21 protein-coding genes are annotated in these 25,630 nt (G+C 48.0%); 9 read left to right on the top strand and 12 right to left on the bottom strand.

Annotated elements, in window-relative coordinates; translation table 11 throughout:
• Positions 1–4: 4 nt before the first annotated feature.
• The 3 genes from OI18_RS02105 to OI18_RS02095 are packed head-to-tail and all read right to left on the bottom strand — an operon-like array spanning position 5 to position 3,986.
• Complete coding sequence (locus OI18_RS02105) at positions 5–2,773, bottom strand: TonB-dependent receptor (RefSeq protein WP_039136741.1); 2,769 nt, start codon at positions 2,771–2,773, stop codon at positions 5–7.
• Between the two features lie 28 nt (positions 2,774–2,801).
• Entirely contained in the window at positions 2,802–3,362 is a 561-nt protein-coding gene (locus OI18_RS02100; protein WP_039136740.1) for a carboxymuconolactone decarboxylase family protein, read from the bottom strand.
• A 30-nt stretch (positions 3,363–3,392) separates the two neighbouring features.
• The gene (locus tag OI18_RS02095; RefSeq protein ID WP_152616703.1) at positions 3,393–3,986 is read right to left on the bottom strand and encodes a hypothetical protein; all 594 of its coding nucleotides are present in this window, start codon (positions 3,984–3,986) and stop codon (positions 3,393–3,395) included.
• Positions 3,987–4,113: 127 nt separating this feature from the next.
• On the opposite strand from OI18_RS02095, the gene OI18_RS24615 reads away from it, so the two are divergent.
• Both OI18_RS24615 and OI18_RS02090 read left to right on the top strand, forming a co-directional pair.
• Positions 4,114–4,290 carry a hypothetical protein gene (locus tag OI18_RS24615; RefSeq protein WP_160290181.1) on the top strand — a complete coding sequence of 59 codons (177 nt, stop codon included), beginning with the start codon at positions 4,114–4,116 and terminating at the stop codon, positions 4,288–4,290.
• Between the two features lie 46 nt (positions 4,291–4,336).
• Positions 4,337–5,248, top strand: coding sequence for a transporter (locus OI18_RS02090; protein ID WP_072038933.1), 912 nt, complete (start codon positions 4,337–4,339; stop codon positions 5,246–5,248).
• A 14-nt stretch (positions 5,249–5,262) separates the two neighbouring features.
• Here the strand turns inward: OI18_RS02090 and OI18_RS02085 are convergent, their stop codons facing one another.
• Positions 5,263–6,201: a 3-keto-disaccharide hydrolase gene (locus tag OI18_RS02085; RefSeq protein ID WP_039136736.1), complete on the bottom strand. Its 939-nt coding sequence runs from the start codon at positions 6,199–6,201 to the stop codon at positions 5,263–5,265.
• Between the two features lie 53 nt (positions 6,202–6,254).
• Between OI18_RS02085 and OI18_RS02080 the strand changes: the two genes are divergently transcribed.
• From OI18_RS02080 to OI18_RS02065, 4 genes are all read left to right on the top strand, one after another.
• The gene (locus OI18_RS02080; RefSeq protein WP_052272785.1) at positions 6,255–6,773 is read left to right on the top strand and encodes a class I SAM-dependent methyltransferase; all 519 of its coding nucleotides are present in this window, start codon (positions 6,255–6,257) and stop codon (positions 6,771–6,773) included.
• An 82-nt stretch (positions 6,774–6,855) separates the two neighbouring features.
• On the top strand, positions 6,856–8,124 hold the full coding sequence (locus OI18_RS02075; RefSeq protein WP_152616702.1) for a hypothetical protein: 1,269 nt from the start codon (positions 6,856–6,858) through the stop codon (positions 8,122–8,124).
• Positions 8,125–8,154: 30 nt separating this feature from the next.
• Entirely contained in the window at positions 8,155–8,796 is a 642-nt protein-coding gene (locus OI18_RS02070) for a response regulator (RefSeq protein WP_039136733.1), read from the top strand.
• Positions 8,797–8,882: 86 nt separating this feature from the next.
• Entirely contained in the window at positions 8,883–9,683 is an 801-nt protein-coding gene (locus OI18_RS02065; protein ID WP_039136731.1) for a hypothetical protein, read from the top strand.
• Here OI18_RS02065 and OI18_RS02060 read toward each other — a convergent pair.
• From OI18_RS02060 to OI18_RS02050, 3 genes are read right to left on the bottom strand one after another with little or no spacing between them, the layout of a single operon-like run.
• Entirely contained in the window at positions 9,631–11,625 is a 1,995-nt protein-coding gene (locus OI18_RS02060; protein ID WP_039136729.1) for a tetratricopeptide repeat-containing sensor histidine kinase, read from the bottom strand. The genes OI18_RS02065 and OI18_RS02060 overlap by 53 nt on opposite strands.
• Positions 11,626–11,656: 31 nt before the next feature.
• A complete protein-coding gene (locus tag OI18_RS02055) occupies positions 11,657–12,763 on the bottom strand; it encodes an OmpA family protein (RefSeq protein WP_052272784.1) in 1,107 nt (368 codons plus the stop codon).
• 22 nt (positions 12,764–12,785) lie between these two features.
• Positions 12,786–14,078, bottom strand: coding sequence for a hypothetical protein (locus OI18_RS02050; RefSeq protein WP_152616701.1), 1,293 nt, complete (start codon positions 14,076–14,078; stop codon positions 12,786–12,788).
• 385 nt (positions 14,079–14,463) lie between these two features.
• Here OI18_RS02050 and OI18_RS02045 point away from each other — a divergent pair, with 385 nt between their 5' ends.
• From OI18_RS02045 to OI18_RS02035, 3 genes are all read left to right on the top strand, one after another.
• Positions 14,464–15,132 (top strand): N-acetyltransferase, encoded by a 669-nt coding sequence (locus OI18_RS02045; protein ID WP_039136724.1) that lies wholly within the window; start codon positions 14,464–14,466, stop codon positions 15,130–15,132.
• Positions 15,133–15,242: 110 nt separating this feature from the next.
• Positions 15,243–15,713: a leucine-rich repeat domain-containing protein gene (locus OI18_RS02040; RefSeq protein WP_039136722.1), complete on the top strand. Its 471-nt coding sequence runs from the start codon at positions 15,243–15,245 to the stop codon at positions 15,711–15,713.
• Between the two features lie 9 nt (positions 15,714–15,722).
• Positions 15,723–16,892, top strand: a complete 1,170-nt coding sequence (locus OI18_RS02035; RefSeq protein WP_039136720.1) for an acyltransferase family protein — start codon at positions 15,723–15,725, stop codon at positions 16,890–16,892.
• Positions 16,893–17,200: 308 nt separating this feature from the next.
• Here OI18_RS02035 and OI18_RS02030 read toward each other — a convergent pair whose 3' ends face one another.
• The 5 genes from OI18_RS02030 to OI18_RS02010 are packed head-to-tail and all read right to left on the bottom strand — an operon-like array spanning position 17,201 to position 25,616.
• Positions 17,201–18,280 carry a glycoside hydrolase family 76 protein gene (locus OI18_RS02030; RefSeq protein ID WP_039136717.1) on the bottom strand — a complete coding sequence of 360 codons (1,080 nt, stop codon included), beginning with the start codon at positions 18,278–18,280 and terminating at the stop codon, positions 17,201–17,203.
• A gap of 11 nt (positions 18,281–18,291) precedes the next feature.
• A complete protein-coding gene (locus OI18_RS02025) occupies positions 18,292–19,449 on the bottom strand; it encodes a glycoside hydrolase family 76 protein (protein WP_072038932.1) in 1,158 nt (385 codons plus the stop codon).
• Between the two features lie 12 nt (positions 19,450–19,461).
• The gene (locus OI18_RS02020) at positions 19,462–20,598 is read right to left on the bottom strand and encodes a SusE domain-containing protein (RefSeq protein WP_039136716.1); all 1,137 of its coding nucleotides are present in this window, start codon (positions 20,596–20,598) and stop codon (positions 19,462–19,464) included.
• Positions 20,599–20,630: 32 nt separating this feature from the next.
• Positions 20,631–22,262 carry a RagB/SusD family nutrient uptake outer membrane protein gene (locus OI18_RS02015; RefSeq protein WP_052272782.1) on the bottom strand — a complete coding sequence of 544 codons (1,632 nt, stop codon included), beginning with the start codon at positions 22,260–22,262 and terminating at the stop codon, positions 20,631–20,633.
• 9 nt (positions 22,263–22,271) lie between these two features.
• Entirely contained in the window at positions 22,272–25,616 is a 3,345-nt protein-coding gene (locus tag OI18_RS02010; RefSeq protein WP_082037820.1) for a TonB-dependent receptor, read from the bottom strand.
• Between the last annotated feature and the right edge of the window lie 14 nt (positions 25,617–25,630).

Raw genomic sequence — 25,630 nt, 5'->3', positions numbered from 1 at the left:
ATGATCATTTTAAGAGTTCATCAAACGTGATGGATACATAGTAGATGGCGCCGATGGAAGGTGAACCATATGCCTGGGAAACCTTATTGTTGAGGATATTGCTTCCACCCACTTTGATCATGGATTTAAGCGACGGCAGCTTTTTGTTGAACTGCAGGTCTACCAGTGAATAACTGCTGATCCTTCCGGGACGCATACCATTGAAAGTACCGTACCAGTCAAATGCATCCTGCCAGTGCCATGCAAGGTTGAAGCCGAAGTTCCTGTATGCATTGGTGTTTCCGAAACTCATGTTTGTGCTGTACTTAGGCGTATTGAAAGCAGGTACATTGTTTGGATTTGCATCGCGCAGATCGAAAGATGACCAGGTCAGGTTGCCGCCCAGTGTGTACCCCTTCGGCATCATATACGTTACGCCCGCAGAAAGCCCTTTTGAAGAAACCTTGTCAGCGGCGTTGGTATATAACTGATATGCATGCACGTCGCCGTTGATAATATCGGCAGCCGCATCGAAATTGATGCTGCCATCACCTCCCGTAACACTGTGCTCAGGCTGGATAACCACGGTATTCAGGATGAAATCGCGGTATGTCGCATAATAGAAATTGATATCCACAAGCAAGGTGTTCTCAAACAATCCTTTGTAGCCAACTTCAAACGCCTTTTGCTTTTCAGGTTTGATATAGGCAACATCCGATTGCTTCAGGAGGTCCTTGTTATTGTTGATCGCGTCGGGAAATGTTGCACCGCCACCCATTGCAGCACCAAATGCCTGTCCGAATGCACCCACCGAAGAAGCTGTAAAGGAATTTTCATAAACATTCATGCTCTTGCTGTTATTTGGTGCGCCGCCCAGGATGGTGATAGGTCCGACATTCAAATGGATATACTGGTCAACCGGTGTCGGGTTGCGGAATCCTGTCTGGTAGGATGCACGGAAGCTATGCGCTTTTGCGGCGGTATACACTGCAGAGAAGCGTGGTGTAAAGCTGCCGTCAAAATTCTCATTCTTGTCATAACGCAGTGATGCAGTGAGTTTAAGACGATCTTCCAGCAGTTTTTTACCGGCCTGGACAAATGCACCATACTCCTTAATGGTAACAGCTTTATCCTTGTCGTCGAACAGGCTGCCATTGGTGAACATATCATAATAGCGGAAGCTTCCTCCTGCCATCAGTTCGAAATATTTCACGGAGCGACTGAAATCATACTGGCCTTCAGTATGATAAAACTTGCTGTTGCTGAACACACCTGCGCCGCTCAGGCCGTAGTTATGAATGGAAGCATCTTTCGCCTGCTCATAAGCTGCTGTTCCGGGAAGGAAGCGGCCCTGGTCTGCAAATGTCCTTGCAGCAGCGTGGCTCTGCCCTGCTACACCGGATACAGATCCTTCGTAAGCTGCTGCATAACGATTGAACCATGCAGCATCAGCCTGGTCAGGAGTCACGGCGTTTCCGTTCAGGTCCTTTACCCATGTACGGTTGATGAATTGGGCCAGTGAGCGAGTATTATAGGAATCGTGTGAATTTTCTGAAACTGCATAGCTACGGAGAAAGAAATTACTGCCGCGCAGTTCAAGACGATGGGTCTGCAAAACGAAATTGTTCAGGTCGAAGCGGCTGCTCCCGGTATAACTGGCAGTGCCTTTGCCGAAATTGTACTGGTAAATGGCTTCGAGGTTATTTGTAATCCGGTAATGTAATGCGCCATTAAGTTTCAGGCTGTATACATCATAATTCATCAGGTCTTTCTCTTCATAACCCGTACGTGAAACCAGGCCGATGCCAGGCAGGGTGCGGGATACTTCATCACCATAAATATTGAGTGCGTCACGACCCGGATTGGAAGGTCCGCGGTTAGCCGGCGGCGTCTGTGCGCTGATGTCTGTATAATCGTTGGCGTACCAGTCAAGCCCCGAGAGATATGCGGCGTTCACTTTAAATGCAAACCGGTTGTTGAACGCTTTTGCGTAACGGAGGGAAAGATCATATAACCCATGTGTACCTACCTCTTCTTCACCTATGTGATTGATCCCGGTCTTCGCCTGAACGGTAAGGCCCTGGTACTGGAACGGATCTTTTGTACGCAGCGACAATACGCCGTTAAATGCCATTGGTCCATACAATGCAGAAGCTGCACCGGGAATGAGTTCTGCACTTTCCATGTCAATATCGGAAGAGCCAAACTGGTTGCCTACTGCGAAATTGAGACCCGGGGTTTGGTTGTCCACTCCATCCAGCAATTGCAGGAACCTGCTGTTACCGGTGCTATTGAATCCCCTGGTGTTAACCTGTTTGTAGGTAAGACTGCTTGTAACCGCTTCCATGCCCTTCAGGCTCTGCAGGCCATCATAAAAGGTCAGGCTTGGGTTCTCCCTTACTGCACGGAGGTTCATTTTCTCGATGGTAACAGGAGAACGGAGCAGGTTCTCCGGCAAACGTGTTGCAGTTGTAACCACTTCATTCAGCATCCATGGACGTGGATGCAGCGTTATGCTCAGTGGCATCGCGGCATCGTCAACTGTAACTTCAAGCGGGCTGAAATTTACGGAGGAGATAACCAGGATAAACGGAGGCTTGATTTTCATTACAGGAAGACTAAACCTTCCTTCTGCATCCGAAACGGTGCCGGTAACTTTGTCTTTGATTACGATGCTTGCATTGGCGATCGGCGAATTGTTCGTGGCATTCTGTATTGTGCCCGAAACTTTTATGTCCTGCCCGTTTACTAAATGGCAGGCGAACAGGAAAAGAAACAATAATGTCCTTTGCATGAGAAATTCAGTTAGTTGGTTTAGTTTTTTATTTTTTCAGGTGGTCGTAACCCTGCGGTAGCCGTGTATACCCATGGTTTACGAGTCGCTCGGCAAGGGTTCCGAAGTAAGCCGGATCCGCAGGCAACGCAGTCGACAACCCATCCACATAGCGATTGTACAGGCAAAACAGGGCTGCGATCAACACCGTATCATGGATCTCGATGTCGCTGGCGCCGGCTTCTTTCGCATTGTTAATGGCTTCTTCCGTAACGGCCTTGCCACTGACACGAACCAAATCGGCAATGGTAAGCAGGCTTCTCATTTTTTCGCTGACAGGAGCGGCATCAATATTTTCCTTTACCTGCCTGGCGGTATCTGTCTCGCCCAGTAACAGGTCGGCAGCTGCGGTATGCGCTGCTGTACAGAAGCGGCACTGGTTTCCGTTTGAAACAACAGTCGCGATCAGTTCGCGTTCTCCTTCGGTAAGCGAGGAAGGCCCACGCAAAAGGAATTGCGTCAGTTCCCTGATGGGAAGGGCAGAATCTTTGCGGAACTCCAACAGGCCTGTAATACCAGGCAGGTGGCTTTCCAGTTCAATAAATGGCATAATGAAACAATTGGCTGTGAAAGAATCTGGTTATATCAGGCAGCCATTGTCGGGAGGAATGAATGCGGCAGGTAAAATTGCAGTCCTGCAGCTTTCTATTGTCCGGGGAAATTCCTTTGAAATAATTGAAGACATAGAACTGGTAGCGGTCAGTAACGACTGCTCACAGTAATCAGATCCCAATACCGGTTTCTTTACGCTCTTGTCAGATTTTTCGGTGGATCCCTGTATGCCATTGGTTTCCTGGCCATAGTTGTTGCTTGCCTTTTTCAGGCTGGTTTTCGCATCGTTTGGCAGGCACACCAGGTACAATGTATCCTGGCTGATCTTCCGCTTCACATAACTGTAATAAACGCCGGCGATTTCGATGGTTCCATCAACTCTTTCATATTCTTTCCAGTCGGTCTGGTAGGGAAGACGGAGCGGGACCTTCAATACCTTAAGGCGACTTTCATTATAGGCGCCCGCCTCGATACGTCGCTGGTGCCTGGCATCGGCCCTGCTGATGAAAAATTCAAATAGAAGGGCATACCCCGCAAAATTGAACAGGTGTACAAGCAGCAGCAGTATGGCAAGTGGCTTTCTCAGAAGGCATAATATTAAACTTCTAAATTGACAACACAAAATGTAAAAGGGAATCCCATTTCTTAAAAAGCTTCTGAAATGCCGGACAAATTTATCAACAGTTGTGGCGGCATGGGTTTGCGGTAGGTGTCTTTTGTATACACTGTTCACCGCCAAATTCATCATCATGGCAAAAGCAAATGGAAAGCCCAAAGCTACAAATGGCACGCCTGGTAAATTCAGCGGGAAAATAAGCCTTGACATCCGGGATTCTAAACCAGACTGGCCATCCTTCCTTGAGAAGAAAGCACCGGAGATATCTCCCAATGTTCTTGTGATCCTGAAAAGAAAATGGCAGCAGTGATGGCAAGAGACTAAATACGAAAGAAACAAGTTTAACCTCTAAGGTATTGTCATTGCAATTAGTCGTAGAAAGATTATTCCTAACCGGTATTCTAAGTATATCGGCTCATTTTGCAATTGGCCAGGACCTTGAACCAAGGTCATACGCGAACCTGCCCACAGGTACAAACGCTTTGGCACTTGTGTATGCCTATTCAAAGGGAAACATCCTTACCGATCCTTCAAAACCGATTGCCGGCGCAGAAATGAAGGCACATAACCTCGGATTTGGCTATGTCCGCACTTTTGGCCTGTTCCAGAAACTTGCCCGGGTACAGTTTACCATTCCCTATACCTTTCTCTCCGGAAAAGCAACAATCAACGGCCGGGATACTGCTGCCGCCCGCAATGGATTCGGCGATGCGCGGATCAGGGTTGGCATTAACCTGTTCGGTTCGCCAGCCCTGAGCCCGAAAGAATTCAGGAACTATAAACAAAAGACCATCTTCGGGATCAGCCTTGTTACTTCGGTTCCGCTCGGACTTTATTATAAAGACAAACTGATTAACCTGGGCAGCAACCGCTGGGCATTCAAGCCCGAGGTCGGAATATCAAGAAGATTCAGAAATTTCTATGCGGAAGCTTATGCCGGCATCTGGTTCTTCACCAAAAACAAATCATACCTCGTCAACAAGCTCCAGGAGCAGGAGCCGGTATTCAGCCTGCAGGGGCATTTCAATTACTATTTCAAAAACCAGATGTGGATTGGCGTTAACGGGAACTGGTTCGATGGCGGGGAAACAAGGGTAAATGAGGTTCCAACCGGGAATCTGCAGGACAACTGGAGGATTGGGGCGACCTGGTCAGTACCGGTCAACTGGCAGCATTCGTTTAAACTCCAGTTCCATATCGGTGCATTCACCAACACCGGCTATGACTATAACCTGGTCGCCCTCTCCTATCAGTACGTCTTTTTCTGAACTGAGCTACTTGCTTATTTCGCTGGCGTGATCACAATATTGCGATATTCAATTGGTCCGTGATCGCCCTGTAACATCAGGGGGCCTGGTTCGCCTTCCCTGCTGTCGAGCGCACCGCCAGTGATACCGGGAATCACCTGGTTGCAGATGATCTGCTTTCCGTTCGCGACAACTGACACAATCCGTCCAACGAGTGTGATATCATAAGACTGCCATTCATCCGCATTCTTTGCTGCCATTTCGGTTGGCAGCAGGAATCCGTATACTGCACCCATCAGGTCTTTCTGGGGCTCTTTTCCTTTGCTGTCTTCAATCTGTACCTCGTAACGGCCACGGAGGTATACGCCGCTGTTGCTACCCTTGGGACAACGGAATTCGATATGAAGCTTAAAATCATTGAACTTCCTTTCGGTAACCAGGTTAGCCCCGGATTGCGGGCTTTTCAGCACACCGTTTTCCACCACCCACTGGTTTTTGCCCAGGGCTTTCCAGCCGTCCATGTTCGACTGGTTAAGGAGTTTTACGGGTTTGTCCCAAACAGGAGCAGAAGCCCTCTTCAACAGTGGAGCACGCGTACCACTCCAGTTATATGTTTTACCATTCGCGTGGATCATGGTTCCCACAAGGCTGTCGCCCTGGTAAGTCGCTTCGAAAACCATATCGTTATCCTCTTCCTCCCACTGCGGCGGAATGGTAAAACTCAGCTTGTTATTCGAGAAATTGATCTTTGAAATGGGCCTTGCGCTGCCACCTGTGCCTACAAAATGACCCACCAGCCACTTGTTCCCTGAATGCACAACCTCGAGCCAGCTTGGCAATACCTTTCCATCCATGTTCACCGTCAGATCCCAGCGACCTTCTATGGGTGCGGCAAATCGTGGTGAGGCAGTTGCAGTTCCTGAGACAAGGCAGCAGGTCAGAAAAAAAGTACATAAGCTTACAATGATCTTCATACGCTAAATTTTGAGGGGCCTGAAAATACTAAATTTAACACAAAACCTTCCGCATGAAACCTGGGGAAGCCATATCATTCCTTGAACCGATGGTGATCTTCCGGAATTGTCCACAGCACTGGGCTGATCTGGGATCCGGGAGCGGACTGTTCAGCAGGGCCCTGGCAACATTGCTTCCCCAACAAAGCCGGGTTCTGTGTATAGATAAGGTTGTCCAAAAAAACCTGGCAGGAAGCGTTAACGGGGTAAGCGTGGAATTCGTTCAATCAGATTTCAGTGAATACGAATTCCATGACACTAAGCTCAATGGAATCCTGATGGCAAATTCCCTGCATTACATCGCGGACAAAGTAATTTTTCTGAAAAGAATTGTTCCCATTCTGAAACCAACCGGAAGTATCGTTATTATAGAATACGATACGAAAAATGCCAATCATTGGGTACCGTATCCCATCCGGTATTCGGAACTAACTGATCTGTTCCGGCGTATCGGGATGCCACAAGCCAATAAGTTCAATGAACGGAAATCGGCATTTGGTTCAATGATGTATGCTTGCCAGTTTACAGCCTGAAAAGAAGAATTGCCATTCATCTTTTTTAATTAAATCACACCTGAATTTTCGGTAGATTAGATAAGGACCAGAACCCGCGATTTTGAAAGCGTTCATTCTTATCCTAACCATCCTGTCATTCTCCTTACGAATGAAAGCGCAGGTTGCCAACTGTACGTTCAAACCTCCGCAGGTAACAATTAATTTCGGTTCGGGCTACGACGTCCAGGAATTCAATACCTCGATGCTTCTCAACTACAACAGGGTAAGAAGTTCGTGTCCGACCGATGGCCACTACACCTACACGTCATATACCAGCGACTGCTTCAGTGGGGACTGGTTTACACTGGAAGAAGACCATACAAAAGGCGATGAATCAGGCAACATGCTTCTGGTAAACTCGGCATACAGGACGGGCGTCTTTTTTAAAACAGTGATCAGGGGACTGAAAGCTAGCACCACTTACGAGTTCGGAATGTGGCTCATGAACCTTTGCCGGATCACGGAAAAATGTCCCTACCCATTATTACCAAGCATTACAATACTTCTGCAGACACCTGCAGGCTCAACACTCGCCACTTTTGAGACCGGTGATGTTGTGAGAGTAAAAGCTCCGCACTGGACCCAGCACCGTGCAATGTTTAAAACGCCGGCGTCGGAAACATCCGTTGTAATAACCATGATCAACGGTATGCACGGGGGTTGCGGCAACGATTTTGCACTGGATGATATCACCTTTCGTGAGTGCGTCAAAACAACTGCAAAAACAGCGACTGCCACCACCAAACCGAAGAACGTGCCGGCAAAAACCGCAACGACTTCAAACCTGCCGAAGACTGCAAAACCTGGATCAACCTCAAAACCGGTTACACCTTCAAAACCAGCAGCTAAAAAAGTCACCCCTGTACCCGACAAAAAGCCGCCCCAGTCATCCCCGACCGCGAAAACCGTAAAAGAACCGCCGAAAATCAGTCCGTTGCCACCAAAGGCAACCACATTGAAAATGCCACCACCGCCGAAAGCCCTGACCGCGCGCGAAAATGCGCTGGTTCAACAGGTAGAGATTGAGAGTGGCAATATCGCCATTAACCTCTACGACAATGCGGAAATAGATGGCGATACCGTCAGCATTTATCACAACAATGTATTATTGGTGTCACGGGCCCGGCTTTCCCAAAAGCCCATTACCCTGAGTATTCCCATAGACAGCACCCGCCCGCACCATGAACTCGTTATGGTTGCAGAGAACCTGGGTTCCATTCCACCCAATACCTCACTGATGGTTGTAACCGCCGGCACCAGGCGTTACGAGATCTTTATTTCGTCCAGTGAACAGAAGAATGCAAAAGTGGTTTTTAACCTGAAAGAATGATGCCTTATTCTGTATTTTTGGAAGTATCGTATGGAAACAATCAATGTCGCCGTAATAGATGATCACCAGGTGGTAATTAATGGATTGGCTGCAATGCTGGCCAGCCGGCATGATGTCAGGATCGTTTATACAACCACTGATGCAGAAGAACTGCAGAACTACCTTTCCCGGAACGAAACAGATGTTTTGCTTATGGATATCCAGATGCCTGGCATTGGAGGTATCGAACTTTGCAAGCTGGTATTAAAGAAAACGCCCGAGGTAAAGATCATTGCATTCAGCAGCTTCGATGATTCACATTTTGTAAAGCAGGTGATGCGAAATGGAGCTTCAGGTTACCTGTTAAAAAACACCGATTCCGAAACCCTTGTGGCAGCTATACAGGCTGTGGTGAATGGGGAGGAATACATCGATGAATCTATCCGGAAGATCCTCCTTCACGAAAGTCTCAAAGGGCAACGACGGTCCATTTTCGATATCCCGCTTACCAAACGCGAAAAAGAAATCCTGAAACATGTGGCAGAAGGACTAAGCAACCAGGAAATCGCGGACAAACTTTTCATCAGTATGCGAACAGTAGAAACACATCGCCTCAATCTTTCACAGAAACTTGCGGCAAAAAATACCGCAAGCCTGGTAAGGGAAGCCATAAAGAGGGGACTGATCGACTAATCTCATCACCTACGTAGAATTACTGACTTACGAAATTGCGGACTGCTGCTGAGAAATCCAGCCGGCCGGTTGTTTTCTTTTGTAGTATGAAAATGATCTGCACTTTCCTTGCCGGTGGTTTCCTGGCGATATCGGCAACCGCACAAACGCTCCAACAAAAAGATCTGCCGGCGATCACCCGGAGAATTACTGTGTTACCTGGGACAGTTGAAGCACTTCACAAGGCATTTGCCAGGCAGACACCATACGGGGAAAAATTCAGCGATGCCGAACTTAATCCTGTGTTTGAAGAAATAAAAAAACTGGTGGCGGCCATCCACGACCAGCAAATACTCCGGCAAATGAAAAGTGTCCCGCGTCCCGACATGCCTGACTCCGTTCACTATCAAGAGATCCGCTGGAAGTTGGCGCTTCGGCCGGCGATTGCCGAAACTTCACTTGCCGGCATCCCGGAAACTGATCATACATCCCGCAATTATCTCAGGCAAGCCATTGCCCTGCAGCAGGTCTTCGACTGGCAGAAGTATTATAAGGAAGATGAAGCCCTGGAAAAAAACTTCCGTGAGCAATGCAATGCAATTACCGGTTCTGACCTGGAAGCGGTACGCAAAAGACTCGGCCTCCAATGCAAATTGTACAGTCGCCAGGCTGAGCTATGGGGCGCACGGCTTGGCCGCTATTCACAGGGCATTTCGCAACTACAGCAAATCCTGCAGGAAACGGCTTATGGGAACAACTTAACGAACCGCCAGGCTGCAATCCGAATCCTCGCTGATGTACAGGCCCGGGCACTGGAATCAATAGAAAAACTTATCTGGAACGAAATGCAGATCCTTATGAAAGCTGAGCTGCTTTACCAGGATCTGCAGATCCTGTCAACCTACTGACTTCTACCAGACCGGTGGTATCAAACTCGAGATAGGCGCTTACCCCATTACCAGGCGATGCTTCCATCTCTATTCTTCCGTTCATGGCAACAACCCGCGATTGTACGCTTGTAATTCCCATGCCTTTCGTGTTGATCCCGGAAGCGAATCCGATGCCATTATCCTCGACCGTGAGTGACAAGGTGTTCTCGTTCACACTCATCTGTACAATTGCCTGTGTGGCTTTGGAATGTTTGATGATATTACCGAGAAGTTCCTGCACGATCCTGTAAACCGAAAGTTCAAATCCCGGCTTATATCTCCTGAGGTCACCCCATGAATCGTACTGAACAGAAAGCAGGTCACCGGAAATATTGTTGCAATACCAGCGTAGCGCTTCGTCCAGTCCATTGGCCAGGAGGATCTCGGGCATCAGGTTGTGTGAAGTCTTCCTGATCTCCTGTGTCGCCTCGTTCAGCAGGAACATCCCCTGCCGGTAACCATCGGTATCACTAATGGCTCCCTGTCCGGGCATACTGCTTAAATGCATTTTCGAAGCGGCAAGCATCCCGGCCACGCCATCATGCAATTCCTTTGCAATTCTTCCGCGCTCCTGCTCCTCTCCCTGCATCAATGCCTGAAGGAGGTGTAATTCCTTTTCATGCCTGATCCGGTTCAGCTCTTTGGCATGATTAAGCCTCCTGTACTTCGAACGAAGCAGCAACAACCCGACCACCAATAGGGCAACGGCAAGTGCACTTACAGCATAAATGACATAGTTCGTATTCATCGCCAACTGCAGGTCCTTGAGGGCCAACTGCAACTGGTTCTCCGACAATGCTTTTTCCTTTTGTGCCAGCTGGTATTTTTTATCCAGGTCAACTGAATGTTTCTTCACCTTTTCGTTATTGGCACTATCCCGATAAGTAATAAACTTTTTATAGGATTCAAGTGCCTTTCCTGGCTGACCGGTTTGAGAATATGCTTCGGACAATCCTTTATAAATATCATCCAGCTGGATCACCGCACCCTTTTCGCTGCCGAGTTGCAGCGCCATATTGTAATTGGCAATACTGGCTTTATAGTCTTTTGCCAGCAAATAACCATCTGCCAGACCCATTGTACCAATTAACTGGTATTGCACATTCTGGGTTTCGGTCGCATATTCGACTATCTTTTTTGCATGCATTAACACCTGTGGTGCCTTGCCCCATTTATAGTACAACTCACTTACAGCAGTATGCGCAACTGTGAGATAGTCTTTATTTGCAGTCCGATAGGCCATTGCCAAAGCTTCCTTGCCATAAGGTTCAGCATCAACAAACTTCTTTTGGGATGACAGGCAGTTTACAATTCCATGCAAGGCGTCCACCAGGTTCATCGTATCCTTTGTCTGCCGCGCCATGCTTTCAGCCTTCCGGAAATAGGTAAGGCCTGTGTCGTAATCATCCAGGTTAAAATACAATACGCCCAGTGAGTTGTAGGTGTAATTCAGTGTCTGGGTATGTTTCGAATTCTGCAAAAGGGCGATGACAGCGTTCAGGTGCTGCATTTTTTTGTCGGTATCGCCGAGGCGACCGGCTAGACTGGCGATATTCAGGTGACAATAACTTGTCATATCCAGTCGATCCGTACGTTTCAGGTATACCAGGGCGGAATCAAAATTCCTCATCGCTTCCTTATCATCCGCAGCTCTCGCATGAACATAGCCGATATTGTACCAACTCATCCCTATCCAGTATTGATAGTTGAGTTTCCTGCTCAGTCGCATCAGCTCTGCATACAGTTCCAGTCCTTTTTTCTTGTCAGTTCCTGAAACCTTATAGGCATGATCCGCGAGCTGGACCACTTTGACGGAATCGTCCTTGGCAGAAAGAATCCTTTGCGTTGCAGTATCCTGTGATAAGGCCTGGTTTGAACAGGCTACCAATACCACTAACAGCCAAAACTGTACTTTTTTCATGGAGTGAACAGGTTTAGGAATGCTGCAAAGATTACAACTTTATAAACTCTACGCGACGGTTTTTAGCTTTCCCCTCTTTTGTTTTATTGTCGGCAACGGGTTGGCCCTCGCCTTTCCCTTCGGTCTGCAGACGGGAACTGTCAATCCCGAAATCAGCAGCAAGACTGTTCTTTACTGCCATGGACCGGCGCTTTGACAGGTCAAGGTTTTTGATATCGTCCCCATCGCTGTCGGTATGCCCGACAATATTGACTTTAACCTGGGGATTCGCTTTCAATACAGCGGCAATCTCCTTGAGCACGCCCGCGCTTTCCGGCTTGATCCGGTCTGAATCCACATCGAACAGGATCCCGTTGGTAACTACACGACCTTCTGTAAGGAGCTTAGTCCGTAGATCAGGCGTTCCCTCTGCAAGCCTGATATTTGAAAAAAAGATCCCCAGCTGACTTTCCGTATACAGGGATGATTCGACACTAAAGCCAATATGGTTTACAGTCGCTTTTGAGGGAACTGCCAGCGGAATATCGAAGATCTTTTCGCCATTGATCCAGTAACGGGCCCGTTGGTTCTGGACCCAGACAGAAAGGTGAAGCACTTCGCTCTTCCCGGAAAGAGTTTTGATATCTTTTGGCTGATTGGAAAAGAAAGCCGTTCCCTTAGCATAGCTCCTCAAAGTGGCGGTCATCGGTTTCTCCGCACCACCAGGCTGCAAAACGAGTGCTACTTCATTGACAGCATCCTGGTTAACAACAAAGTTATTTACACCCGCATCTCCCGGCAACAATTGCAGCAGCTTGATCTCCACTTCCGGGTATACGTAACCGCCGTCATCACCAAACTGCAACAACAGATCCGCCTCCATAGTAAAATTTACAGGCATGGGTTTTAAAGCAGGAGACGAAAACCGGCTTCCCGGGAAAAGCCTGAACCACTGACCAGACGTACTTTCCACAGTTACCACCTCACCACGATTATTGGTGATCCATTTCATTGGCAGTTCACCTATCGCATCGCCTGCAAAGTCTTCTGCATACAGGATATTCTCTCCCGGCACAAAATCGTACCGTGAGTATGCGCTTAGTTGACTGTGAGCTATCAATGGCAGAAGTGCCACTGCCAGCATGATTATCTTTTTCATATCGAATTATTATTGATTGTTGTTACCAGTTTCTTTGCACCCTGAATGTGCCTTTGATATTTGCAATGCTTATTTGTGTTCCCGTGTTGGTTTCGATTTTACCAGCATGGTCAAGGGCGAACACCCCACTTACGTATTTTTTCCCACCCTGCTCCGTTTCTTCGATTTGGACAAAGCCTTCACTGTCGCGGGATTCGGAACCGTCATCATAAACGGACACATACATGTGCTTCAGGTCGGGTTCTGCATATTCGAAAGTGACATCCGTTGCATCATCACCCTGCATCGACCAATTATAGGTACCGTCGGTTTTCATCCCTGCAGTACGTGGCAACAGGAACACGATCTGTGGCAGGTCTGCGGTAGTCCGCAGACCGGCGATCGTAAACTGAGGTAAATCATCCATCGTGCTGGCCATAGCCGGGTAAGTATGCCAGGGCTGCCCGTTGATACTGATATTGATTCCATCCACTACCAGGTAAATGGTACTGATCAGCAAGACCTGTTTGTTGCCGACTTTAAGTTCAAGTGTAACGGTTGCTGCCTGATTGCTGCCGGAGACTGCAGATGGCGCGGTATAAGTAGCGTCCGCTCCTATCCCTTCGAGTTTGCCCGGTCCATTGAGTGTCCACCTGACTATATGTTCCGGACCTATCATTAACGGCTCACCCACTCCTGCATTAGGCAGTGACAGGGGAGCCAACCAGTCATCACCTACTATCGGATAGACATAGCGCAATGCATGCAATGTCAATGACTCCCCGAGGCCAAGTGTACGGGTCACCGGTGACAGCTCCATAGAAGCAATCAATGCCCAGTCGCTGAAATGATCAACTTCTGCAGAAACTGTCTTACTGTTCGTATCATTATCGACCCTTCCTATACATTTCCATTTACCATTTGCTTCCTGTGTCGCAATTTGAACTGCTTCGTAGTTGCTGAGCTTCGAATGGTGCGTTGAATATTTAAACCGGATGGTCACTGGCTTGTTGAATACTCGTCCATGCGGTGTAAGCCTGTAACCAGCCCCGATTCCAGTAATCGCCGTATTGTTCAGGGGCTGGATGCCTACTTCAGTGGTCGACGATAAAGCCCCGGCAGGAATGATAATTTCAACCATCCCGTCTTCGCTGGTTACAGTTCCTCCTTCCGGCCCGACAAGTTGCGAATACAGGTTACCAACAGGTGAACCCACGGGTCTTGGGGTAGACTGTCCGCCACCTGGATTTTCGGCATCATTGACCGGTTTACTGCAGGAGGCAATTATGAGCAGGGCAAGCAACCAGGTCTTATTAATAAATAATCTGAAATGCATAATGGAGCAGTTAAAGTGGAGCAAAACTACCAGCGGGCTGTTGTGCATTTCTACGTAGAGGTACTGAGTTTCACAATTACGTACGCACGACAAAGCTTCCATTTATGTATAACTAAAAGCCATTTAACTGTAACGACATCCGCCTGGTGTGATAGTAGCTTTGTGTTATCAAATTCATTAACCAGTCATTAAACTAAAAAAAATGGAAACTGTAAAAAATTGCGGATGCGCTACAGCAGTAAACCAGTCAGTTATTTGTAATTGCGGCGACGCTTGTCCTGGTCCCAGCTGCACCTGCGGCTGCAGCAATTGTTAAAACAACGAGCGGGGGAGAAACATTTTTCTCCCTCTTTCTTTTCATCAGTTTACAACCAAAACTTATTGCATGGCACTCTACACAGTTTCCAAAACAACCCTGCTGCCCTATACACAGGCACCGGCAGGACTCCGAATTATGGTGTGCACGGATATTGAACTGCTGGCTGCGATGGGCACAACAACTGAAGACGATATCAGAAACCGGCTAGCAAATGATCATGTTGCATACGTTGCATACATGAATGGCCAACCCGCAGCCTTTGGCTGGATGGCAAGAAGGACGGCCCGGATCGGTGAACTGAATCATGAACTTTTATTGCCGGCAGGCAACAGGTACCTCTGGAACTTCAGGACTATGAGCAGGTATCGCGGACTAGGGATTTACCCTGCCCTTCTTCAATTCATCATCCGGTCCGAACGAAAAAGGGCTGTAAGGTTTTGGGTCATTCATGCCCCTGAAAATAAGTCATCATTGAGTGGAATAATAAAAGCAGGATTCGAATACGTCGGCAGGCTGTATACCAATGCTAATGGCTTTGCCACAATAGAAAATACCAATACTGCAAATGACTATCGTCCACTGCTTGAATTGATGGACATCACGCTTTCTTCAGAAACAGTTGCCTCCTGCTGGAACTGCAGCAGCCCCTTTCTCAAAAAACGGGAAGCCGATTGTTGCTGCTCAAAGGAAGGCAACGAATGCATTGGACAGAATCTGGAACTAACAATTGCATAAATTCCTGGCGGGTAGTATTTTCCCTTCCCGATATGGAATCACTACTAAAAAAGTCCAGACTAAAGAGCTGTTTTATTCTTATATTGATTGTACTTCTCCTTGCCGCCTGCATGAACAGTGATCAGGTTTACCAGGAGGAAATTAACCTGTCAGGCAAAGGCTTAACGGAAATCCCGCCTGGGGTGTTCAAGAATAAAAAACTTAAGAGACTCGGACTTGGCGCCAAGGGTTTTATGGCATATAGCAATATCTCGGTAATGCCCGACTCCCCAAATTACATTACTGTCATTCCTGAAGAAATCGGCCAGCTTACAGAGCTGAAGGGCATAAACCTTTTATGCAACAAAGTCACCCTTCTTCCCGGTTCATTTGCAAAACTGAATAACCTCGAATTTCTCGACCTTTCGTTTAACGAACTTGATATCCACACTGAAAAACACAAGTTTTACGGGATGCAAAAATTGAAGTATCTAAGCATAATGGGTAACCGCTTCGATTCTTCAGACCTGGCAGACCTTAGAAAACACCTCAACCCACAGGTGAGAATAATTGCTACCTTAAAGGATCTCCAATCAAGGTAATCCCAACTGATGAATCAAATCTCTTCCGCGTTTGTTGACAGCAAAAAACACTATAAAATACTCGATGGGTTAAGAGGCGTCGCAGCCATTATGGTTGTAGTTTTCCATATACTTGAAACCTTTACCGGTGGAGACCACACCCGACAGATCATCAATCACGGCTACCTGGCCGTAGACTTTTTCTTCCTGCTTTCGGGATTTGTTATCGGTTATGCTTACGATGACCGGTGGGAGAAAATGACTTTGGGCGATTTCTTTAAACGTCGCCTGGTGCGGCTTCATCCCATGATCATCGCGGGAATGCTGATTGGTGCCATCACCTTCTATTACCAGGCCAGCCCGCTATGGCCAGGGATCGACAGTGTTCCCGTTGAAAAATTCCTGCTTGTATTGGTGGTGGGATTCACGTTACTTCCGGTTCCTCTATCCATGGATATAAGAGGATGGCAGGAAATGCATCCGCTTAACGGTCCCGCCTGGTCGCTATTCTTTGAATACATTGCCAATCTTTTGTATGCCCTGGTAGTGCGGCGGTTCTCCAAATGGCTTCTTTCCCTGCTCGTACTGGCAGCTGGCGCGGCGCTCATCCATCTTGGTGTAACTAGTCCACATGGCGATCTAATCGGCGGCTGGTCAATTGAACCTACCCAATTCCGGATCGGGCTCACCCGCCTGCTTTACCCGTTCTTTGCCGGACTTTTGCTAAGTCGCATTGTTACGCCTACCCGGGTGAAACACGGATTTCTGTGTTGCAGCCTGCTGTTGATTCTGGTTCTGTCGCTTCCCAGGATCGGGGGGAACGACCAGTTGTGGGTGAATGGACTTTACGATTCACTTTGCGTGGTAGTTGTGTTTCCGGTCATCGTTTACCTCGGTGCACGCAGCGATATACAGGACGGAATGCCGGCAGGCATCTGCAATTTTCTTGGTGGCATTTCCTATCCACTATACATCATCCACTATCCATTCATTTACCTGTTTATGGCCTGGGTCAGCAACAACCCGGGTCAATTCAATGGCAGCTCCGGCGTACCAGGCACATTGGTATTGGTTGCATTCAGCGTGCTGACTGTTACCATTACACTTGCCTGGGCCTGTCTGAAATGGTATGATGAACCAGTACGAAAATGGTTGTCCTCGCGATTTCTCTCTTTAAAAAAACAGGCAAGGCCCTACTAAGATTTAAGGGTCATTTAGCCCTTTCCAGTGCCAGGTTTCCCAACAAACCGGGGAGCAAGCCTGTTTCCGGCAAGTCTATTCCTTAACTGCTATACCACGCATCCTAGGGTCATCCTAGGGTCATCCTAGGGTTTTCTTTGGGTATTCCTTGGGTAAATTCCCAAAGATGATCGTAGGATTACCCCAAGTATCCTCAAGGATCTGAGGTAGATGATTGGTGGATGTTTCAGGGAAAAATGGAGCTCCTCCCATCACCGGACGGGAGGAGCTTGCAAATCCTAAACCCCAGGAATCGCTATGGCTGAATGTTATTTCTCAAGTAATGCGAGTCTCGCGAGGATCTCGAGCATTCCGGATTGACCCACGAGATCGGCAGTTTTGTTCTTTGCCCCAAGAAGGCCATTAGGATGCATTTCCTTAGTGAGGGCATTGTCAACACATACGCTAAAGGCCTGGATGTATTTGCGATCCTTATCAAATTTCAGCAAGTGCTGGTATGCACGCAGCAGTACAGCATTGAACCAGTAGGTATCACGGAACGCACCGCTACCCAGAAAGTATTTGCTTGAAGATTCTGCTATCACCTTTGCTTCAATGAGGTATTTTTTTTCACCCGTGAGTTCGTACAGGTATAAGTTCGACTGCATCATGGTACCGGTATTGTATGAATACCTTCTCTGGTCTATTTTTTTTCCGGGTACATGGATATTATCGTAATAAAGGCCGTCCTTGTCACGGAGGTATTTGTTTACCCACTTATACAACATCAGCGCAGTATCCAGGAGTTTCTTGTCCTTTGTCGCTTTGTACATCTGCAGCGCCAGGATGATACCCGGGCCATTGGAGCAGGTGTTCTTCGACGTTAGCTTACCTTCCTGCCAATATAGTCCGCCGCCTGTGGCAGTGTCGTATGCAGTCATCATATACCGGTAGATCTCGCGGCTCTTCTCCAGGTACGTTATGTTCTTCGTGCGGAAATAAGCGTCCATCAGGGCGATACCGATCCATTGGTTATCGTCGTAAAAACGATCGCCGCCACCTAACGGTACCGGGTATGATGCATAACCCGGTGCAGGTTTACGTGTATCATAATACTTCGCGATGATCGACATACTGCGGTCGATGCGTTTTTCTCCCGACAATACCTCCAGTTCATTATCCGCCTGGATCATTCCGCAGAGTGGCCAGAGATATGAGGCGGGATGTTCATTCCTTTCGGGTTCTGCGTGTTCCTTGTAATAACCGGATGATGCATCGTAAAAATTCCTTTCAATAGAAGCTTCAAGTTTGTCTGCTTCCTTACGGTACCTGTCCTGTGCGTTTACTGCCATACCCGCCAATAAGCTAAATACCAGCAATGCATGTCCTTTCTTCAGAGATGTATTCATGTTACTAACGATTAAAATAATTCCTTTTCCTGCAACAGGGCCGCTGCTTCAACCAGGGTGGCGCCACTCACCTGGATGGGCATTTCCGTTTCCGTGCCGGGTTTTCTTTTCCAGTAGCTTCCAAATAATATCGCCGGTTTGCTGGTGCCTTCATACCACAGCGTTTCAAAATTATGCTTCAGAAAAGCAATATACCGTGACCGATAAGTTTCAGGAAGATCAGGATGAATGATGAGTTGTGTGAAATAACGCACAAATACACCCTTGAATAGTCCACCGTCGCCACCACCTTCATCGCGCAATAACCTGTCTGTTGCATTGGTGAGGGTGTTATCAGACATAGTGTATGCAGCAACTTTCATGGCGTCATTCAGGTATACCGCATCCTTTGTTATGTTGTACAGCTCCAGGGCTGCACCGATGAAAGTACCATGGTTGTAAGTGAATTTCCATTCGTCTCTTTTGCCGTCACCTTTGTTGTTGATGCCATCATACACCTGGCCGGTGCCCGTCTCATACAGACTGTCTTTCATCCAGGCATAGATCTTCTTCGCCCATTGGAGGTCTTCTTCATTTTTGAATTGCTGGTACAGGCGTGATGCCAGGATACTGGCCGGTGCATTGGCAGGAACATTCTTGTAAGCCGGCATAGCTTTGCGCCAGCTGATACCGCCGCCCATATTGGTGTTCCAGCCGGTTTTGATATCGGCCCACACTTCATCAACTGCTGATTTGAATTTGGCATCACTTGTAGCATTATAAGCACGGAGCATGGCTAAAGCATTCCATTCCATGTCATCATAAAACTCGTTGAGAAAGGTATTGCCATTTTTCTCTTTAACCCCCGTGAACCAATCGTTCATGTAGATCCTGTACAATGGCTGCTGTGTGCGCGTATAGGCATCTACCACTACATCCAGCGCATGGGCCTGCGGCCAGTAGTGGAACTCGGGATTACCATTGTTATTGCGGTTGAAATATTTGCCCTGCGGGTTCCAGAAACTGGTGACCAGCGTGGTGCTGCTGCTGTCGGCCGCCTTAATCCAGTTAACGGGATATTTCTCCACGCCACCCTGGTTGCCAGCAAGGTCAAAGTCCTTGTATTTGTCGCAGCCCTGCAGCAACATGACGCTGCCGCAGGCTGCCAGTAAATATTGTTTGATTGTCATTGTAGTCACGGATTATTTGATTACCACCTGGTGTGTATATTCCTTGTCAGTAGCGAAGTCAACGATCACATCTATGTTGGCGCCGTCTGCCTCGGTCTTGAACTTATAGCAGTAGTTCCACTGGTCATTGTTCTGAATACGATGCAGGAAATAGAAGGAAGCGGGTGTGGCGTCAGTCGGACGCTGGTTATCGGCGTTTGAGCTTCCATACCACTCATAACTGTCGGTTGTACCGTCAGACACCTGCATACGGAATTTATAACGTTCATCACGACCCCAGCCTTCCTGCTTGAAATCAACCTTTACATTTTCAGCTTTGAAGGCACCGTGCCCGGCATAAGGCAGGTTGAATTTGGTTGTGTTGTCTGGAGCGAACCATAAAGACACTTCCTTTATTTGGGTGTATGTAGCAGCAGCGTTGTTAAAATCGAGCACAATACGGTACACTTTCGTATCGCCGGTAACTGTTGTGCTGCCGGATTCCTTCAGCGTTGTTCCTTCCACGTAAAATTTTGCTGCATCACCAGATTTACGATCAACAAACTGGTATGCGCCGCCTTTCAGGGAAGTATAAATTTCGAACACGCCATTTGAAACCTGTTTCAATTGCAGGGCATTGTTAACATCTGTTCCGGCTTCAGTGGCATCACCGGTCAGAAATACATCTGCCGGGATACTGGCAAAGCCAGCGGGTCGCTCAACTTCGATCAGCCTGCTTACAGATGACTGAACTGCATTTATACCTTTGGACGAAACGATGGTCCATTTCATTTTTCCGGTTTCAAGCGATGCTATGCCGGCGAGGTTGGCGATGCTGTTGAGCGTTTTATGCGATACAGTGGCTTTGTTGAACACGCCACCGTTATCGGAAAGCATCTTGTAAACAGGTTGCGAAAAATCACCCCCTTCCTTATCGAATACGATTTCATACATAACCAGTCCGCCATCTTCTGCGCGGGCCTGCTCCCATTCGAAGACAACGCTCGAAGAAGTAGTCGGCTGCAGCTTAACGAAGCGGTTTTCTTCCGGAGTAAAGAGAATGGCTACCTGTGATACTTTGGTATGGTCAAGGGATTTGTCCTTGCTGCAAGCGAACAGTGCGATTGAAGCGGTGAACAACAGGAAGATTTGTGTGAACAAACGGTTCATATGTAATGAGTTTTTAAGCATGATGATTAAGGTTACCAGCCGGAGTTCTGTGACAGGTTTGGATTGAGGTTGCGTTCGTCACGCGGAACGGGCCAGTGATAGTGTTTATTCGCGTCGAAGCTGCGTTCATTGGCACGGATATAACCGTTGTCGATGGTAGGCTCACCAAACTGTGCGCCGTGCGCCCATCCGTTCAATACATTTTCAGCAATGCCCCAGCGCAGGATGTCAAAATACCGGAGTCCTTCCATAGCAAGTTCTGCACGGCGCTCACGGCGGATCACATCGCGAAGTTGTTCCTGGCTGAGTGATGCATTGTAGGAAAGTGCACCCGGATCAGTAAACCCTGCCCTGCTCCGCAGTGCGCGGATCGTCCTGTTCCAGTCTTCTTCGGGAAGCTTGCCGGTTTCATTTTTTGCCTCGGCATGCATAAGAATAATGTCTCCATAGCGTATGAGCATTAGGTTTAGTCCAGAATTGAAATTTCCCACTGAATTCGGGTCATAGTATTTGCGGATATAGTAACCTGTTGGTGAGCTTACGCCGCCCGGGGCATACTCATCAAGTTTGGCTGCATCAGGGTCACTGCCGGGTTTGGTATAGATGGTCCTGGTGGTGCCGTCTGGCTTCTTCCATTGGTACCCGTTATAAACAATGGTACTGGTGAAGCGTGGGTCACGGTTTAGATACGGATTGTCCTCATTGTAACCTGAACCGTTTTCCCTGATGGTCTTTCCATTCAGCATCAGGTAATCATCTACGAGTTCCTGGGTTGGCGCGAGTGCATTTGTTCTTGCCCCCACTGCGAGCGGAGCCATGTCAAAGAAAAATCCGTGTGTTCTCACTTCCGGAACAAACTGCAGGTCGAGGATCACTTCGGCATTGAATTCATTCTGCGGAAGGAAAAGTCCCTCGTAATTGCTGAACAGGCCATATGAACCGTATGTCGTTCCGTTGATGAATGCGCCCGTTATCTCCAGAACTTCATTCCAGCGTCCTTCGTATAAGAGAGCCCTGGCCTTTAGAGCCATGGCAGCGCCTTTGGTGATACGCCCACGGTCATCAGCACTATACTGCGTATTTACAGGAAGCAGGGCCGCCGCATCATCGAGTTCGTGAAGCACGAAATCAACCACCTGCTGGCGGGGTGTGCGACTGATGCTTTTAGCTTCAGACACCGAAATATCCTGCTCTATCAATGGGACATCCCCATACAGCGTATATAACTGGAAATACTGGAATGCACGGATGAAACGCGCTTCAGCCTTGCGGTTGTTCTTCGCGGCTTCATCGTAACCGGGAACACGATCAACGTTCTCAAGGAAAATATTGCAGGTCTTGATACAGGCATAGTGACCATTCCATTGTTCCCTGAATCGTGCCAGAGATGCATCAGCCAGTCCGGCAGCTATCGAGGTTACACCCTGCTGGTCGCCGCGACCGCTGTAGGCATTGTCACTCAGGCCTTCATTGTAAAAGAAATAGTTGGTATTGAACATCTGCGAATAGGCAGTATTCAGAACGGTACCAGCCTTTTCAGGCGAGGTCCAGTAAGTGGCATCGGTGAACTTGTCCCGCGGAACGAGGTCAAGCTTCTTACACGAAACCGACAACACCATCAGCAGGAGGACACCGTATCGCAGTGAGATAATTTTATTGATCATGGCAGGCAATTATTTGAAGGTGATATCTAATCCGAATCCAAAATATACCGGTGTTGGGTATGCGCGTCCACTGTTGGCTCCGTTGTTCTTCATGCTGTTGTTGAATTCGGATAATTCCGGGTCAACGAACGATACACCCGAAACAGTGAGGAGGTTCTGTCCCACAAAGTAGATCCTTGCTTTCTGCAATGAGGCTTTGCTGATCCAGTGTTGCGGGAGTGAATACCCGAGCTGGATATTTTTCAGTCGCGCATAAGCAGCATTGAACAGGTAGAGATCCGACCCACGGCGGTAGTTATTAGTATTGGATGCACTTCCGGCAGGAGCAAGACGCGGATAACGGGCATCAGGGTTTACAGGCGTCCAGTAATCGAGCTGGTGCTGGTACATTACCTGGGAGTAGTTGAAGTGGAATGGTTCAACGAGCTCGCCACGCAGGAACATATCCCTTTTTCCTACTCCCTGGATGAAGAGAGAGAAATCGAGGTTCTTCCAGGTGAGGCCGTAGTTGAATCCGAAAGTATATCGCGGAAAGGGATGGCCGAGAACGAATTTATCCTGGTCATCAATGATGTTGTCCTTGTTGCGGTCTACGTAACGGATATCGCCCGGTGAAACCTGGATGCCTGTTGGCGTCGGTCCGTTCAGGATGTCATCGAGGTTTTGGAAATAACCATCGGTACGGTAACCGATATAAGCATTGTATGGCAGTCCTTCTCGGAGGATCACTTCCATTTCATCTGCACCGGTACGTTGCTCTTTACCTTCAAAATAGATCACTTCATTTTTAGTATCGGCTATGTTGAAGCCAACAGTATGGTTGAAGCGTTTGCCGGGAATGCGGTAGGATGCATTTACTTCCCATCCGGTGTTTCGTACTTTACCAGCGTTGAAATCTGCCACGGTACCTCCATATAGACCAGGCACTGCGGGACGGATCAGGATATCGCTGGTGAGCTTGTTGAAGTAATCAAAAGACACCAGCAGGTTATTCCTGAGAAAAGTCGCATCAACACCCGCGTTGAAGGTAGCCGCACGTTCCCACTGCAGGTCAGGATTGGCAAATGTGAAGCTTGTTCCCGACACCGGCTGGTTGTTGAAACCATACGCGTTATTGTAATTGGAATAAGTCGTCTGGTACTGGTAGTTGCCTACGTTCTGGTTACCCAGTATACCGTAGGATGCACGCAGTTTCAGGCTTCCAATCCTACTTAAATAATTCTCCATGAACGCTTCTTCCGTGAGGCGCCATCCTGCAGAAACAGAGGGAAAGAAACCCCAGCGCAGGTCTTTCGCGAACTTCGAAGAGCCGTCGAAGCGGAAGTTGAATTCGGCAAAATACTTATCGTTGAAGTTATAACCTGCACGACCGAACACAGAATTAAGACTGGTCTCGTTGGAACCATTCACGCTGTTGTAGGTTCCCGGGTCGATGATCGTTCCGGTGGTTGGAGTACCGAGGTCATTATCCACGTATTTCTTGCGCACTTCTGTAGTTGTGCTTGAAAATGATTCATTGGCAAAACCTACTAGCGCTGTAATGTTGTGGTTGCCTAAGGATTTTGCATAGTCGAGCATTACCTGTGTGTTCAGGAAGAGGTCCTTGTAATTACGATCATTGGCATTGCGATCGAGGCCGTATGATCCTTTCGGGAAATAATCCACCTGCCTGCGGTGCTCGAACATGTGATTATTGGCAATTGTGCCGCCGATAGAACCTTTCAGTTTGAGGCCCTTGATCAGCATCAGCTCACCGGTAACATTGGTGAATAAATTATCGTCATTATAGCGGCGTGAACCCCCTTTTTCAAGAATGCCGAGGGGATTATATTCAGCAAGTACGTCGTTGGTGAGATAACGGCCCTGCTCGTCTTTCAATTTGTAATATGTCGGTACGCGGCCCGCATCAACAATAAGGGTGGAAGTTGATGAAGAATGATCCTTGATCTGGTTGCGGGCATAGGCCATGGTACCGGTAAGTTTAAGCCTGCCTACCTCGGTTGTGAGATTAAGGCGGAGGTTATACCGGGTAAGTCCATACGAAGGACCTACCAGGTTACTGCCCTGGTTGACAAAAGCACCGGAAATAAGATAGGTAGTCTTATCGTTACCACCGGACACGCTGAGGTTATGTTGCTGTTGCATGGCAGGTTGAAGGATCTCATCGAGGAACCAGGGTTCACTGCCACTGTCCTTATAAGCCTGGATCTGGTCAGGAGTATAGATAGGCGGGAGACCTGCATTCACATTGCTCTGATTACGGAGGATGGCGTTCTCAAAACTCTCAACCGGCTTATACCAGATCTTCGGCTGCTGAATACCAGCCATGCCGTTGTACGTCACAATAGGCCGCGCATTCTTCTTACCTTTTTTGGTAGTGATAAGGATTACGCCATTTGCAGAACGTGAACCATAAATGGCAGCACTACCCGCATCTTTCAGCACGGAAATATTATCGATATCGGCGGGGTTGAGCAGGTTCATATCACCGCCTGCAATTCCGTCGATAACTACGAGCGGACCGTTATTACCCAGTGTACTTACGCCTCGGATGTTGATGTTGATTCCGGCGCCGGGTTCTGAATTCGTTTGCTGTATGATCAGGTTGGGAGACAGTCCCTGCAGGCTTTGGGTGAGGTTTACACTGGGACGACCTTCCAGCGAAGCGGACCTTACCTGGTCAACGGCTCCTGTAACACTTACGCGGCGCTGTGTACCATAACCTACCACGACAACTTCACCAAGGTTGTTATCACCTTGTGCAAGGTTAACGATCATGTTGCTGCTGGTAATGGCCACTTCCTGCGAGCGGTAGCCAACAAAACTGATGATTAAAGTGCCTTTAGCTTCAGGAACATGAAGGACGAACCGGCCATCGCTGTTCGTAGTGGTGATACTGTTGGTTCCTTTCAACAATACAGTAGCACCAGCAATAGGGTTCTTTTGTTCGTCAAGCACCTGGCCCTGGATCTCTACATCAGCGGCATGAAAAACAGCGGTAGAGATGTTTACCAGCCGGTCACCGGCATGCACTTTCAGGAGTACATTCTTTCCAGCCAGTTCGTAATCGATGCGGAGTGGTGTGAAGATTTGTTCGAGTGCATAGCTGAGATCTGCATTTCGCAGCTGAACGGAAATCTTTTTATCAGGGTCCAGCATATCGTTCGAATACACGAACAGGAGCCCGGTTTGTTTTTCGAGCTGGTTGATGACCCATTTCAGGTTTTTTGATCTGCATACCACACTCACTTTTTTCTCCTGCTCACTTTTCGGACCTGGTGATCCGGCAAGTGCATAGGCTGTACAACACAGCAGTGCCATAACCAGTGACAATAGTCGGTTTTTTGCATTCATTTGCAGCAAGCTTG

This window comes from Flavihumibacter solisilvae (assembly GCF_000814475.1).
Classification (GTDB): Bacteria; Bacteroidota; Bacteroidia; order Chitinophagales; family Chitinophagaceae; genus Flavihumibacter; species Flavihumibacter solisilvae.
This window is presented reverse-complemented; position numbering and strand designations above follow the sequence as displayed.